Origin of the sequence: Chryseobacterium sp. StRB126 (assembly GCF_000829375.1) — a bacterium.
Taxonomy (GTDB): Bacteria; Bacteroidota; Bacteroidia; order Flavobacteriales; family Weeksellaceae; genus Chryseobacterium.
In genome coordinates, this window is sequence record NZ_AP014624.1 from 4,394,160 (window position 1) to 4,407,102 (window position 12,943).

Annotated in this window: 16 protein-coding genes; 3 read left to right on the top strand and 13 right to left on the bottom strand. The window is 35.7% G+C overall.

The genetic code is table 11. The annotated features are described in order from the left end of the window. Window positions 1–69 precede the first annotated feature (69 nt). The gene (locus CHSO_RS19765; protein ID WP_045503023.1) at window positions 70–1,863 is read left to right on the top strand and encodes an endonuclease; all 1,794 of its coding nucleotides are present in this window, start codon (window positions 70–72) and stop codon (window positions 1,861–1,863) included. 225 nt (window positions 1,864–2,088) lie between these two features. Here the strand turns inward: CHSO_RS19765 and CHSO_RS19770 are convergent, their stop codons facing one another. The 8 genes from CHSO_RS19770 to namA all read right to left on the bottom strand — a co-directional run bounded on the left by CHSO_RS19770 (window position 2,089) and on the right by namA (window position 7,683). Continuing rightward, entirely contained in the window at window positions 2,089–2,472 is a 384-nt protein-coding gene (locus tag CHSO_RS19770) for a hypothetical protein (RefSeq protein ID WP_045499923.1), read from the bottom strand. Further along, window positions 2,456–3,016, bottom strand: a complete 561-nt coding sequence (locus CHSO_RS19775; protein WP_045499925.1) for a LemA family protein — start codon at window positions 3,014–3,016, stop codon at window positions 2,456–2,458. The genes CHSO_RS19770 and CHSO_RS19775 overlap by 17 nt, the downstream gene beginning before the upstream one ends. Then, the gene (locus tag CHSO_RS19780) at window positions 3,016–3,798 is read right to left on the bottom strand and encodes a hypothetical protein (RefSeq protein ID WP_045499928.1); all 783 of its coding nucleotides are present in this window, start codon (window positions 3,796–3,798) and stop codon (window positions 3,016–3,018) included. Before CHSO_RS19780 ends, CHSO_RS19775 begins: the two co-directional genes overlap by 1 nt. A gap of 98 nt (window positions 3,799–3,896) precedes the next feature. Continuing rightward, a complete protein-coding gene (locus CHSO_RS19785; RefSeq protein WP_045499930.1) occupies window positions 3,897–4,550 on the bottom strand; it encodes a hypothetical protein in 654 nt (217 codons plus the stop codon). A gap of 30 nt (window positions 4,551–4,580) precedes the next feature. Beyond that, window positions 4,581–5,642, bottom strand: a complete 1,062-nt coding sequence (locus tag CHSO_RS19790; protein WP_045499931.1) for a hypothetical protein — start codon at window positions 5,640–5,642, stop codon at window positions 4,581–4,583. An 84-nt stretch (window positions 5,643–5,726) separates the two neighbouring features. Next, a complete protein-coding gene (gene tssD, locus CHSO_RS19795; RefSeq protein WP_045499934.1) occupies window positions 5,727–6,131 on the bottom strand; it encodes a type VI secretion system tube protein TssD in 405 nt (134 codons plus the stop codon). Between the two features lie 193 nt (window positions 6,132–6,324). Next, entirely contained in the window at window positions 6,325–6,603 is a 279-nt protein-coding gene (locus tag CHSO_RS19800) for a DUF2752 domain-containing protein (RefSeq protein WP_045499936.1), read from the bottom strand. 27 nt (window positions 6,604–6,630) lie between these two features. Then, the gene (namA, locus tag CHSO_RS19805) at window positions 6,631–7,683 is read right to left on the bottom strand and encodes an NADPH dehydrogenase NamA (RefSeq protein WP_045499939.1); all 1,053 of its coding nucleotides are present in this window, start codon (window positions 7,681–7,683) and stop codon (window positions 6,631–6,633) included. A 101-nt stretch (window positions 7,684–7,784) separates the two neighbouring features. Between namA and CHSO_RS19810 the strand changes: the two genes are divergently transcribed. Further along, window positions 7,785–8,267: a cytidine deaminase gene (locus tag CHSO_RS19810; RefSeq protein ID WP_045499942.1), complete on the top strand. Its 483-nt coding sequence runs from the start codon at window positions 7,785–7,787 to the stop codon at window positions 8,265–8,267. A 189-nt stretch (window positions 8,268–8,456) separates the two neighbouring features. Then, window positions 8,457–9,709, top strand: a protein-coding gene (locus tag CHSO_RS19820) for an IS3 family transposase (protein WP_144428993.1) whose coding sequence is annotated in 2 segments (ribosomal slippage) — window positions 8,457–8,784 and window positions 8,784–9,709 — 1,254 coding nt in all. Because the reading frame shifts where the segments join, the coding sequence is not laid out codon by codon here. Between the two features lie 428 nt (window positions 9,710–10,137). Here the strand turns inward: CHSO_RS19820 and CHSO_RS19825 are convergent. The 5 genes from CHSO_RS19825 to nadE all read right to left on the bottom strand — a co-directional run bounded on the left by CHSO_RS19825 (window position 10,138) and on the right by nadE (window position 12,932). Further along, window positions 10,138–10,446, bottom strand: coding sequence for a barstar family protein (locus CHSO_RS19825; RefSeq protein ID WP_045499946.1), 309 nt, complete (start codon window positions 10,444–10,446; stop codon window positions 10,138–10,140). Then, window positions 10,443–10,997 carry a hypothetical protein gene (locus CHSO_RS19830; protein ID WP_045503025.1) on the bottom strand — a complete coding sequence of 185 codons (555 nt, stop codon included), beginning with the start codon at window positions 10,995–10,997 and terminating at the stop codon, window positions 10,443–10,445. Before CHSO_RS19830 ends, CHSO_RS19825 begins: the two co-directional genes overlap by 4 nt. A gap of 161 nt (window positions 10,998–11,158) precedes the next feature. Then, window positions 11,159–11,533 (bottom strand): GIY-YIG nuclease family protein, encoded by a 375-nt coding sequence (locus CHSO_RS19835; protein ID WP_316932454.1) that lies wholly within the window; start codon window positions 11,531–11,533, stop codon window positions 11,159–11,161. Then, window positions 11,530–12,045 carry a ribonuclease domain-containing protein gene (locus CHSO_RS19840; RefSeq protein ID WP_052480667.1) on the bottom strand — a complete coding sequence of 172 codons (516 nt, stop codon included), beginning with the start codon at window positions 12,043–12,045 and terminating at the stop codon, window positions 11,530–11,532. Before CHSO_RS19840 ends, CHSO_RS19835 begins: the two co-directional genes overlap by 4 nt. A gap of 95 nt (window positions 12,046–12,140) precedes the next feature. Next, window positions 12,141–12,932 carry an NAD(+) synthase gene (nadE, locus tag CHSO_RS19845; RefSeq protein WP_045499949.1) on the bottom strand — a complete coding sequence of 264 codons (792 nt, stop codon included), beginning with the start codon at window positions 12,930–12,932 and terminating at the stop codon, window positions 12,141–12,143. Window positions 12,933–12,943 lie beyond the last annotated feature (11 nt).

Sequence of the window (12,943 nt, forward strand, 5' to 3'; positions counted from 1 at the left end):
TTCAAAATTAATAATAATGTAATTTTTTATTCACAAAAATGTAGTAATCTTGTGGGAAATTATATTAATATGAAAAAAATTATCTTATTCTCTTTATTCTCGGGACTTGCCTATGCTCAGGCTCCAGCAGGATACTATAACTCTGCCAACGGATTGAGTGGTGCTGCTTTGAAAACTGCTTTGAGCAGCATTATCACCAGCGGACATCAGGATAAAGGCTACAACGGATTATGGACAGCCTATAAGACCACTGACATTGATAAAGACTACGAAAATGACGGGTCTATCCTTGATATTTATTCGGAAAAACCTGTAGGTACCGATCCTTATAAATACACACCCGGATCTAACCAGTGTGGAACTTATTCTACGGAAGGAAACTGCTATAACAGAGAGCATATTGTCCCTCAAAGTTTATTCAGTCAGGCTTCACCAATGGTAGCTGATATTCACTTCATCAGAGCTACGGATGGTAAAGTAAATGGAATGAGAAGTAACTATCCGTTCGGAAAAGTGGGAAGTGCTACTTTTACTTCTCAAAATGGATCAAAATTGGGTAATTCTGCTTCTTCAGGATATTCAGGGACAGTTTTTGAGCCGATTGATGAGTTTAAAGGGGATGTTGCCCGTATGATCTTCTATTTTGTAACGCGTTATCAGAGTAAACTTTCTTCTTTTTCTTCTGGAAATATGCTGGGAAGTTCTGCGTTTCCAGGACTTCAGACCTGGGAACTGAATGTTCTTTTAGCATGGCATAATCAGGATCCGGTTTCTCAGGCTGAAATCAAGAGAAATAATGCTTCTTATACTTATCAGGGTAACAGAAACCCTTTTATTGATAATCCAAGCTATGTAAATCTTATCTGGGGCTCTCAACAACCTACAGGTGATACCCAGGCTCCGACAGCTGCTACAAGCTTAGCCGTTTCTGCCAAAACATCCAACAGTATTTCTCTTACATGGAATGCTGCTACAGATAATGTTGGTGTGTCTGCTTACAATGTTTACATGAATGGAAGTCTGCAAACTGCGGTAAGTTCAACTTCTACGACAATTTCGGGATTAACACCATCTACAACTTATAGTTTCTATGTTGTGGCTAAGGATGCGGCAGGAAATTCGTCTTCTAACAGTTCTACCGTTTCAGGAACAACAAATGCCGGAACAACCAACCCTAATCCATCCACGGATTGTGCCAATGAAAATTTTGAATCCATTCCAGCTGCAAGTTCTACCTATTCTGCCAAAACATGGAGTAATGGTGGTATTTCCTGGACTGCTACGGATGCAAGAACTGACCAAACGATCAATAATAAAGCAATTACTATAAGAAATGGATCTTTAACATCGGGAAGTTCTGCTAATGGCATTGGTTCTTTAACAGTAACTACACAGTTGAAATTTTCAGGAAATAATGATGCCTTTGATGTGAAAGTAAACGGAGCTACAGTAGGTACAATTCCTTACAGTACTACAGCTACAACAACAACCATCAACAATATTAATGTTTCCGGAAATATAACGGTAAGCCTGGTGAATAAGTCAACCAGCAACAGAGTGGCTATTGATGATCTGAAATGGACATGTTATTCCGGAACTTCTGCCAGACAATCTCAAAATGTTGCCTCAGAGACTGCTCAAACTTTTAAAATCACCCCTAACCCGATCACTAATCAGGAGATTACTGTAAAAGGTGATGTTCAGAATATCAAAAAGGCTGAGATCTATACCTTACAAGGGAAAGTTCTGCAAACGATTGACAGACCTTTCAGAAATGGAAATATAATCAGAACCGGAACGCTTAATCAGGGAGTTTATATTTTAAAACTGGATGGAACTACAATGCAGTTTTTAGTAAAATAATTCAAAAATATTTATCATAAAAAATGGCTGGTCTCCTTGGAAGTCCAGCCATTTTTATTCTCACATATCTTGCTGATTTCGCAGATTTTTCTGAATCTTATTTTCAGGTGCAAAGATTTTTTCTGCGATAAAATTGATGATTCAAATTATTCCTGTTAATCTGTTTCAATGAATTCCTCTATTTATCCAACTTCAGAAACTTCCAGCTTCCAGCACTCTACTTCCTTACTTGCCGTGCTTATCTTTTTCTTCAATTATTTTAGACCAGTCTGTAAACATTTTAGTAATGGTTTTCTCATTCATCAGACTGAAAAAGAACATTCCTGCAAAAACGGTTAACCAGCAATACATTAATTTAATCCCATTCTTATCTGTAATAAAATAGAGAACGAAAATGGTAAGAATCCCCAATAAAAAGGTAAACATCAGCGTATATAATAATACATTGATGATATACATATTCAACTTCAGCTTTCTGAAAACCCAGCCTACCAAAGCAATGGGAAGCATCAACAATATTGGGGTAAGAAGTGCTGCAAAAATCAGCATTTCGGGATGAGCCATCAGGTCTTTCTCGAAACCGAAAAAGGTGTTAAAACTGTACTCCATGGTATTGTTTTTCCTGATCGGTTACTTCTAGCAGGGTTTTATCTTTATAGCCCAACATTTTTGCCAATATCACATTCGGGAATTCATGGATTCCGATGTTATAAAGGTTAACACTATCATTGAAAAACTCTCTTCTGTCGGAAATTTTATTTTCCAGTTCCGATATTCTTTTCTGAAGTTCGAGAAAGTTATTATTGGATCTCAGTTCCGGATAATTTTCAGATACAGCAAAGAATGAAGATAAAGCTTTTGATGTTTCATTGGCTAATTCTGTTTTCTTATCTGAATCTGTAGTGGTATTGTAAACGGTTCTCAGTTCTGTAAGCTTGATAAGAATATCCTTTTCATAGTTCATGAAATTTTTGGCTACACTTACCAGATTGGGAATTTCATCAGCTCTCTGCTTCAAAACAACATCAATATTGCTATACGCTTTATCAACATTGAATTTGAGCAACACTAATTTGTTATACAGGTTAATCAGAAAGCTTATCACTGCTACAATCAGCAGGCCGAATAATATGATGGCTACGGTTTGATTCATTATTGTATGAGTATATAAATGATGATTAATAAAATGATTGAACAGGTAAAAAGAAATGACCTCAACAAGGGCTGATATTTGTTCCACACAGTGATTCCTGATGATGAGGTAATCCCAAGAACTTTGTGCTGCTCATCTTTTCTGATGAACGGAATTCCGTCTTTTGAATCGGCATACCCCACCAACAGCATTTGCTGACCATCTTTTAAAAGGGTTTCTTTATATCTTTTGTTATAAGTACTGCTGATATTGGTTTCTCCCAACAAGACCAATTCAATTCCTTCCGGCTGGATTTCGATGGTTCCTGTACTATCTCTCATTCGAAAGATATTGCATCGGGTTTCTCTATGAACTGTTGTATAGGTATTCTTACCATCCGAGTCTTTATCAATATCTTCAATGGTGTAATAATATCCAATACATTCTTCATTATTCACCGGTGAACGTAAAGGAGTTTCCATTACTAACGTTCCTTCTACTTCAACAATTCCTTTGGCCAATGATGCTATTTTGGAGGTAGGCAGTGAAGCCTGTAGTCTTAAAAAACGTTTGGAGCCAGAAGGTTTCATAATGGCAAAAAAGATCAGGACAAAAATTAGCAAAGGAATACAATACAAAACACGACCTGCATACTCGTCATAGTTGGTATTAATATCTGAAAGGTATTTATGCAGCGGCATTTTTTCCTTAAAGATCAGCCATAGTATATAATAGAGAAAACAGAACAAAACTACTCCTAGAACTGTATAGCCTGCAGGTGACATTTTTTTCTTATTCTCCATATATAATTTTGTGTTTAAAACCTCTATCGGATTAGTGTTATCTCAAAAATACATTTTTATTTCAGAATCATTCTGTTTTTTCTTTTTATGGAATTGTATCAGTGTTTAAGTATCATCAGCAATATACATCCTGCATTCAAAACAATGATAAAAAGAGCTCCGTATAAAGAAAAGGCAATCCGTTTTCTAAAGGTATCATTTTTAATGTAAGTCGTGAGTAAACATGCAAAAAAAGCTGCCAATCCGGTAAAAACACATCCAAATATCAGCATTATCCAATCCAGTTCAATGCTGTTGGCATTTTCATTGGCTTCATTGTCTGTAATTTTCAGGATCTGACCTATTGCAAACGGATGATCATCGGTAATATCCAATGTTTTTATGACTTCTTCTCCCTTGAAATTGGTGTATTTTACTCTAGGAAAATATACTGGTTTATCGTAACGCCCGGAAGTAGGAAAATTTTTGGTAGCAATATTTTCTTTTTTGTAACCAATAACAACAGCTTCGTATTGATTTTCCGATAGAGTTCTGTACGCTTTCTCCCAAAAGAAACTATAGGATAAAACCATCGTTATACAATTGAGAGAAATCACAATCAGACTTATAAAAAACAACATAAATCCTTTTTCCAGCCATTCACTCTTTCCTTTTATATCACTTCTCTTTTTTATAATCTTATTAAAAATCCTATACGCAATGTAGAGTGAAAATAAACATACGGCTAAAAAGAAGTATCCGAATAAGGTCATATTTATTTTGATGAATCGTTAATATCCAATTTACTGTTCTTTATTGGACACTAGAAGTCTCGTCAGGTATTGGTTGCCAAACTCAAGACGAACAAAGCGGTTATCCATTTTAAAAGTAACTACGGTTAATGCGCTTGAAGTATTGGCATCAACGTCTACCGTGGTCTGATACAGCTGTGCTTTATATCTTGCAAATTTGGTTTTACATTCTGAAGCTGAGCTTTCATTGAATACCAATCCATAAGGTAAACCAGCAACTTTTTGATCTCCGTAATACTGAAGGGCATAATACTCTTCACCATCATTCATTTTGGCGTAAATAAGGTTAAAGACTTCTTCTATGTCCCAGCTTGAATATTTACCACCTTTGCAGGTCTCACACTCCGGTTCACTTGGCTGTATTTGCAAAAGTTTTGTAAAGGTATCTGCTGTTGTTGGTAACGTAATAAATTGTTTCTTGCTGAATAATGCCTGTAACTTTTTGGAAGTTGTTTGTTGTATAAGTTTTCTATTATCCAGTTCTTCCATTTGAGCAACGGCCTGTGCTTCTGCAGCGGCCATCTGTTCTTCCGTAGGTTCTGCTGCGGCATCTGCTGTAGCCTGCGCAGAAGAAGATTTTGGTTTCTTATAGGTTAACAGGAATTCTTTGATTTCGTTTTCTACTTTTCCTGTTGATTTAGTAAGCTTTACATCTACATCCTTCTTTGACCAACGATCAGGAACAATAGATTCAATATCTATAGTAACTTTTGTACTTTTTTTGGAGATCTTCTTAAAGTTCACCATCCAGCTTGCCCGCTCAATGAACTGCTTGTTTTTCGCCCCTTTATTTAACGCAAGATTCAGGTAAGGATTTTTATTTCCGGTATCATACTTCAGATTAAAAAGATCAACGGTGGTTGAAAAGTTATCCTCCATAGCTGCTGCGTCTGCTGCAATTTCCTTTGTGTAGTTATTTTTAAAATCAAAAATGATATTTTCAAGGACATCAATACTTTTAGGTACGGTAAATTCTACTTTTTGTGCAAATGACAAACTGAAGCACAGGGTACTTATTGCCGTAAAAAGTTTATCGTTTAATTTAAGTTTCATTGTATTCGTTTTTTATAATTAAAGGTACTATGATAAAAAAGACTGCCTTACAAGGACAGTCTTTTTATTTTAAGTGATGAAGACTTAGCTGCTTGGCCAAAGTCCTGCATATTCAGAATTACCGTAAGTAATGGTTTCAGCGCTTACTACAAAGCTAATCAGCATATTATTGCTGTCTATTGCATCAAAGTCTACTTCGTGTTGGATTACATATCCGTTTTCCCACTTCAAAGTAATTAATGTTCCTTCTTCATGAGATTTATTAAAATTAATTTCTCCGCTTGTAGGCTTATATTTGCTGTTCAGTAAGCTTTCCAGAACATCAGATTTCTCTGTTGCTTCGATGGTTACTTTAATCAATGCGTTTGACGGATCTGATGCTACTCGTCCTGAAACATCGGTAGCTCTTGAAACACTGTAATTAAGTTTTAATAACTTCTGACCTTCACCTCCATTGAATTTTAAAATTCCTCTTGAATTTCCTGCCATATTCTTAAATTTAAATCATTAATGATAGCCCTGTTTAAAGGATTTTCTAAAACAAAGATAGACTTCACGTTCTAATTTAAAAAGTTTTAAGGTCATAGTTTCAAAAATTGTAGTAGTTCTACGACTTTATCGTTTTCAAAATTATAGGTTTTTCAAAAAAGGGCTTTGCCTTTTAAGTTTCTCTACGATATAATCAGAAATGTTTGTAAACATAGGAAACGACCATAATCACAAGATTGATAACAATCAACGGCATAAAGACAGAAGAATATTTTCTTTTCTTATCTATAAAACTTACTCCCAGAATGAAAAAGAACAGCAATACAGTATATACAGCAGGATACATTTTAAATGCTTCTGAGAACTTTCCTTCAAAGACCAGAACAATAGCACGCTGAGCCCCACATCCCAAACATTCCACGCCCAGAAATTTTTTACTGGGACAGGTCAGCATAAAATCTTCTATATTCATTTTCGCAGAATTAAGATATTCAAATCATTATGAGGAGATCTTCGCTCTGGTATATTGATGGGGAAAAAAACAGTCTTCTTTCATTTCAAAACTTCCCTGAACTGCTAAATATGGATTTCTTAAGATTTCTCTTGCCACAAAGATCAGATCAGCCTCTCCATTCTGAAGAATTTCCTCAGCTTGTTCTACTTTTGTAATTAAACCTACAGCTCCGGTTTTCACATCAGCTTCGTTTCTTATTTGAGAAGAAAAAGGAACCTGATATCCATTGAAAACTGAAATTTTTGCACCATGGATATTTCCGCCGCTTGATACATCTACAAGGTCAACAGAATGTTCTTTTAAGACTTTCGCCAAGGCTACACTATCCTGAATATCCCAGCCACTTTCAGCATATTCGGTACCGGAAACCCTTACAAAAAGTGCCGTATTTTCATTCAGTTCTTCATTCACAGCATCTACAATTTCAATAAGAAAACGGATTCTGTTCTCAAAACTTCCGCCATATTCATCGGTCCTGATATTGGATAACGGTGACAGAAACTGATGGATAAGATAACCATGTGCTCCGTGAATTTCAATCAGATCAAATCCTGCTTTTACCGCTCTTCGGGCTGCTTTCTTAAAGTTTTGAACCTGTTCTTTTACCTCATCTGTACTTAAAGCATGCGGAATTCTTTCTGAAGGATGATAAGGAATGGAGCTCGGTGCAATGGTTTCCCAACCTTCTTCAAGAGGAATCTGTAAATTATTCCATGTGGAGCCTTTTCTTCCGGCATGAGCCAGCTGAATTCCTATTTTACTGTCTGAGTTTTGATGAACAAATTCTACAATTCTCTGTAGTTTTTCTGCCTGTTCATCATTCCAGATTCCCATGCAGTGATTGGTAATTCTTCCTCTTGGCTCTACACCTGTGGCTTCCACAACAACTAAACCTGTTCCACCCTGTGCCCTGCTTCCGTAATGCACCAGATGGAAATCATTTGCCATTCCGTTTTCACATGAATACATACACATGGGAGACATTACCCAGCGGTTTTTTAATTCTACTTTCCTGAATTGTATTGGAGTATATAACATTTTATAGTCTTAAAAAATTGAACTTTTTTACCGGAAGAATAAAATATTGCCCACCTCATTAAAAAGAACTAATTTTACCCCCCTTTTTTACTGTACAATATATGAAAAAAGACATACAGATCAGTTACGAATATTTTAAAAATAGCAGCGAACTGAGCGATATAGAAAAACAATTATTCGAAAGAGCCAAAGCGGCCCGCGAAAATGCTTATGCACCCTACTCACAATTTTTTGTAGGATGTGCTGTATTACTGGAAAACGGAGAAATATACTCCGGAAATAATCAGGAGAATGCAGCTTTCCCTTCAGGGCTTTGTGCAGAAAGAACTACCTTGTTCTGGGTAGCAGCCAACTTTCCTGATGTGAAAGTTAAAAAGATCTTCGTTGTAGGTGGGCCAAAGGAATTTCATGAGAAGAATCCACCGATTCCGCCTTGTGGAGCCTGCCGTCAGAGTTTAATAGAATATGAAACCAAGCAACACGAAAACATCGACCTTTATTTTTCAAGTATGAATGAAGAGGTGGTAAAAGTACATGCGGTGAAAGATTTGTTACCTTTCTATTTTGATTCATCATTTTTATAAGACGAATTTTTAGAATTGTAGTACATAATTTTAAAATAAATATTCAGCTTTTACTGTGATATTTAAAATAATACGGTCTTACATTTTACAATAAGATTCATTAAACCAACAGAAGTTCTGTTGGTTTTTTATTTGGGATGTCTCGTCCTGAAAAAAGTTGACTATAAAATCATAAAAACAGTCACTCTTATGGATTCAAAAAAAATAGCATTCCCTGTACAGGAATACAGCGAGGCTTTCAAAAGACAGGTTGTCTCCGAATATGAACGGGGATTATTTACGAAATCACAATTACAGACACGATACAATATTCGTGGTAATTCATGTATTTCCAGCTGGTTAATAAAATATGGTAACTTTACTTACGAAACAAAACTAAGTAAAGGTAGACCCATGAAAGATCCACAGCAACAAAAGATTAAAGAACTTGAGGCAGCTTTGTTAAAAAAGGAAGAAGAGCTTAAGGTATTTAGGAAGTTTATAGAAATAGCAGAGCGTGAGCTAAAGATTGAGATTGTAAAAAAGTCTGGTTCCAATCAATCCAGGAAATAAGGCCGTATACGCATCTTTCACTGGAAGATATCTGCCGATTGTTTGGACACAGTAAACAAGCTTATTACAAAAGAAGAAAACAATCTGATTCTACAAATAATCAAGAAAGGATTATAGAATTGGTGTTATCAATTCGTAAAAAGATGCCTAAAATAGGGACTCGAAAACTTTACTTCTTACTTAAGGATGATTTTGAAAAAGAGAAACTTCATATAGGAAGAGATCGCTTGTTTAAGATTTTAAGATCAAATTATCTTTTAATCCCCAGAAGACACAGCTACTTTAAAACAACGAATTCCAGACATTGGATGAGGAAGTACCCCAATATTATCAAAGAAAAAGAGTTGGAATGTTCAGAGAAAGTCTGGGTTGCAGACATTACCTATCTGAAAACCAAAGAGAGGAAATATTATCTTCATTTGATTACCGATGCCTATTCAAAGAAAATTGTAGGACATGAATTGAGTGATAATTTACAGACAAGCTCTACGTTGAAAGCATTAAAACAGGCTATAAAGAATCGAGTCTACAAACATCCCCTAATTCATCATTCAGACAGAGGCCTGCAGTATTGTAGTAAAGAATACACTGAAATGCTGAAGAATAATGACATTCTCATCAGTATGACAGAGAACTCAGACCCTTATGAAAATGCTGTAGCCGAAAGAGTCAATGGTATTCTGAAATATGAATTTGGATTGATCGATACCTTTGAAGACTTTAAAAATCTCTCACAACAGCTTGATCAATCAATCTATTATTACAATAATTTAAGACCTCATTTTTCTTTGAATTATAATATTCCAAGCCAAGTGCACATGAAAAATAATGTGAAATTAAAAACCTATAAAAAACAAAATCAGAATAGGAAAATTCCTACTCTGATTTAAGTATATTTGAAATATTAAACTAGTCAACCTTTTTCAGGACTAGTCAGGATATTCAGGTTGGAAAACGCGAAGGCGCAATTTTTTTTCCATTTAACGCTTTATAAAGGCGCAAGGATTTTATCTTCGATAAAATTGTATACCGCTGAATATTGCCACGAATTATTTTAGATTAGACAATTTTCACCAAACTGTCATTCCAACGAAGGAGGAATCTGATTCATTACTAAGATTCTTCATTTTGTATCATTGCATTTTCCAACAATCAGTATCAGATAAAAATCGGCGAAATCTCTTAAATCTGAGAGAAAGCATTCCGTATATAATTTTAAACGCTCGCAAATTATGCTGATGAAGCAGATCTTTGAAAGGTATAAATAAAAAAGGCTGCTTTATTTCTAAAACAACCTTCTTATTTTTCACATTACCAATTAGTCTTCTGTTTCCTCTTCGTCTTCATCATCTTCATATTGCTCCAGATAATAGCTGAAAGTAAAATCTTCCACTTCTTCCTCTGCATCTTCCAATGTGGTTAAAAGGTCTTCAAAGATTTCAAGCTGATCTACCGTCATGTTCACGAATTCAATGTGAAGCGGCATTTCAAGGTCACCGGTAATGGTATCGAAAAGCGCATCGAGGTTATCTCCGAAATGTTCAGGAAGCTGAACTTTTTCTTTTAATTGGGCATAGAAATCCTCATAATCGCCTATGTCTGTAAAATCTATATATACTGTCTTCATATTGAACTAAATTTCCAATTTTTACTGATTAAAAAAGTTTTGCATTTTTTGCAGAAATCCGTTTCCTCATTGGTAGGATTTTTACCTTCTGCATTTCTCATGAAGCACATTTTTTCCGGGCAATGTGGCAGCCCCTGCGTATGGCCAAGCTCATGAATAGCAATTTTATAAAACTGCTCATCCGAATTTTCTCTGCTCAGCCTAAAGCTTGAAGCTACACAAGCTTTACCTGGCCTATATCCTAAGCCCATGATTCCAAAATCCTTTATCTTCCCTTTGGTCGCACTGATATCCTTTGACGTAAGTCCAATGGTAACAAAACCTTCTTGTGTCCTATTGTTTAAAAACTTAATCGTCGAATCGGCTCTGTAGCGGTTTCTTTCCTTATAATAAGCATTTTCCGGAAAGTCCATCGCTTCAAGCACCTTAACATTAGGATATACTTTTTTAATTCCCGCAGCTACCATTTCCACTTTTTCAGGTTTTATGTCACTGAATGGCTGGATCAGGATGGTTACTGCACTTTTTTGTTCCGGCTCTTTCACTGTCATTTTCTTTTCTGAGCATGAGAGTATCAGAAATAAACCTGGTAAGTAAACAAAACTTTTATTTTTCAAAATTACTACTTATCCTTATTTAAATGCAAATTATACTCTTCTACTTTTTATACTTCGGGTTTTGTCATTGCGAGGAACGAAGTGACGAAGCAATCTCAAAAAACATCCATAATACCCTGAATAGTGTTTGGTAGGTCGTCCCATTCAGGATTTATACTATTAATTAAGTTAAGCTTCTTCTGTCTTGATCCTGCTTTTATTTGTTTTTCTCTGGCAATGGCATCTCCTATTTCCAGAAAACCTTCCCAATACACAAGTATATACAATTTATATCTTGATGTAAAACTTTGAGAATAATAGGCTTCTTTATGTTGTTGAACACGTTTAGGCAGATTTGAGGTAACTCCGGTATAAAGAGTTGTATGATTTTTATTGGTCATTATGTAAATAAAACCTGCTTTCATCAATCTATAGGGGTTATTGTACTGAAGAGATTGCTTCGTCACCATGCTCCTCGCAATGACAGTCATTGCTTTTCAAAACTCTTATAATGGTTTTTGGTAAGATAAACATCTCCATTTTTAGTATAAATGATCCGGTCTGCATTTCTTCCACCGCATTGGTAATTGACATCTGCTTCAAAATATTGATTTCCATCCGGAAGTCTTCCTTCCCTGTTTCCAAATTTGTCACCACCAATAGCTTTTCCAGGAAGTATATCGCAAAGATTTCCCTTGGAAGGATTCCACCCTTGGCTTCTTGCTTCTTTTTTGGTGATGTAGTAATATGGAAGCTTATGGTTTTGTTTTACATAGCTGATCACTGTTTTTTCTTCAGTCAGTTTTTCAATAGAAACCTGTGTTGATGAATTTCCGATATTATGCTGATCTTCTATGGAAGCACTTCCATAACTTACATTCTCGGTTTCAGCTGAGGATGAATGGTCTTTATCTTTAATGAAATTATTATAGATGTACATCACAGACATTCCGAAAAGAAGGCCAAGACACATAAAAAACACAGCTCTTATTTTACTGTTCATAGTAATGATTATTTAATGTAGCCATATATCAGTCTAGCAATATAACAATGATGAATAACCTGCTATACTGCTAAATGAACACATTATTATACTTATTATTCTCTCCAGTCTTCAGGAATGTCGCAAACAGGGATAGGATTTATCTTATGTTTTGCTGCCTTATGCATTCTGTCAAAGATCTGGAATACTTCCTTATCTCTTCCTTCATAGTCATCAACTGCTTTAGTTCCGTATTCTTTCTGGATTTTTTCCAGTTCCGGATAGGTTGCACCAATCTGCTGTTCATCGGTACGGTCCACATCCCAAAGTCCGTCTGTAGGAATTGCTTCCTGGATGCTTTTGATAAGATTTAGTCCTTTGGCAAGCTCATATACTTCAGTTTTATAGAGGTCTGCAATGGGTGAAACATCTACCCCTCCATCTCCATATTTTGTATAGAACCCGATTCCAAAATCTTCTACTTTATTTCCGGTTCCACAAACCAAAAGCCCGTTCAGTTGCCCATAATAATAAAGTGTAAGCATTCTAAGACGTGCTCTAGTGTTGGCAAAGGTTAAATTCTCATTAGGATATACCTCACCTTTTACATGAAAGGTTCTATAGATCTCTTCAAATGCCGGCGTCAGATCTACAGATATTATTTCTACATTTGGAAATCTGGATTTAAGATCATTCATATGGTCCTTCGCACGGTCTATCTGGTCAGCTTTCTGGCGAATCGGCATTCCTATCAATAATGTTTTCAAACCGGTCATAGCTGCCAGTGTTGAAACCACTCCGGAATCCACTCCTCCTGAAACTCCAATTACATATCCGTTTACTCCTGCATTTACTGCATAATCCTTTAACCACTTTACGATATGATCTATCACTTTTTGTGTCTGCATCTTTTATATTT

Coding starts and splice junctions, on each gene's coding strand:
- CHSO_RS19765 (WP_045503023.1), top strand. CDS start 70: ATGAAAAAAATTATCTTATTCTCTTTATTCTCGGGACTTGCCTATGCT.
- CHSO_RS19770 (WP_045499923.1), bottom strand. CDS start 2,472: ATGGAGTACAGTTTTAACACCTTTTTCGGTTTCGAGAAAGACCTGATG.
- CHSO_RS19775 (WP_045499925.1), bottom strand. CDS start 3,016: ATGAATCAAACCGTAGCCATCATATTATTCGGCCTGCTGATTGTAGCA.
- CHSO_RS19780 (WP_045499928.1), bottom strand. CDS start 3,798: ATGGAGAATAAGAAAAAAATGTCACCTGCAGGCTATACAGTTCTAGGA.
- CHSO_RS19785 (WP_045499930.1), bottom strand. CDS start 4,550: ATGACCTTATTCGGATACTTCTTTTTAGCCGTATGTTTATTTTCACTC.
- CHSO_RS19790 (WP_045499931.1), bottom strand. CDS start 5,642: ATGAAACTTAAATTAAACGATAAACTTTTTACGGCAATAAGTACCCTG.
- tssD (WP_045499934.1), bottom strand. CDS start 6,131: ATGGCAGGAAATTCAAGAGGAATTTTAAAATTCAATGGAGGTGAAGGT.
- CHSO_RS19800 (WP_045499936.1), bottom strand. CDS start 6,603: ATGAATATAGAAGATTTTATGCTGACCTGTCCCAGTAAAAAATTTCTG.
- namA (WP_045499939.1), bottom strand. CDS start 7,683: ATGTTATATACTCCAATACAATTCAGGAAAGTAGAATTAAAAAACCGC.
- CHSO_RS19810 (WP_045499942.1), top strand. CDS start 7,785: ATGAAAAAAGACATACAGATCAGTTACGAATATTTTAAAAATAGCAGC.
- CHSO_RS19825 (WP_045499946.1), bottom strand. CDS start 10,446: ATGAAGACAGTATATATAGATTTTACAGACATAGGCGATTATGAGGAT.
- CHSO_RS19830 (WP_045503025.1), bottom strand. CDS start 10,997: ATGACAGTGAAAGAGCCGGAACAAAAAAGTGCAGTAACCATCCTGATC.
- CHSO_RS19835 (WP_316932454.1), bottom strand. CDS start 11,533: ATGACTGTCATTGCGAGGAGCATGGTGACGAAGCAATCTCTTCAGTAC.
- CHSO_RS19840 (WP_052480667.1), bottom strand. CDS start 12,045: ATGAACAGTAAAATAAGAGCTGTGTTTTTTATGTGTCTTGGCCTTCTT.
- nadE (WP_045499949.1), bottom strand. CDS start 12,932: ATGCAGACACAAAAAGTGATAGATCATATCGTAAAGTGGTTAAAGGAT.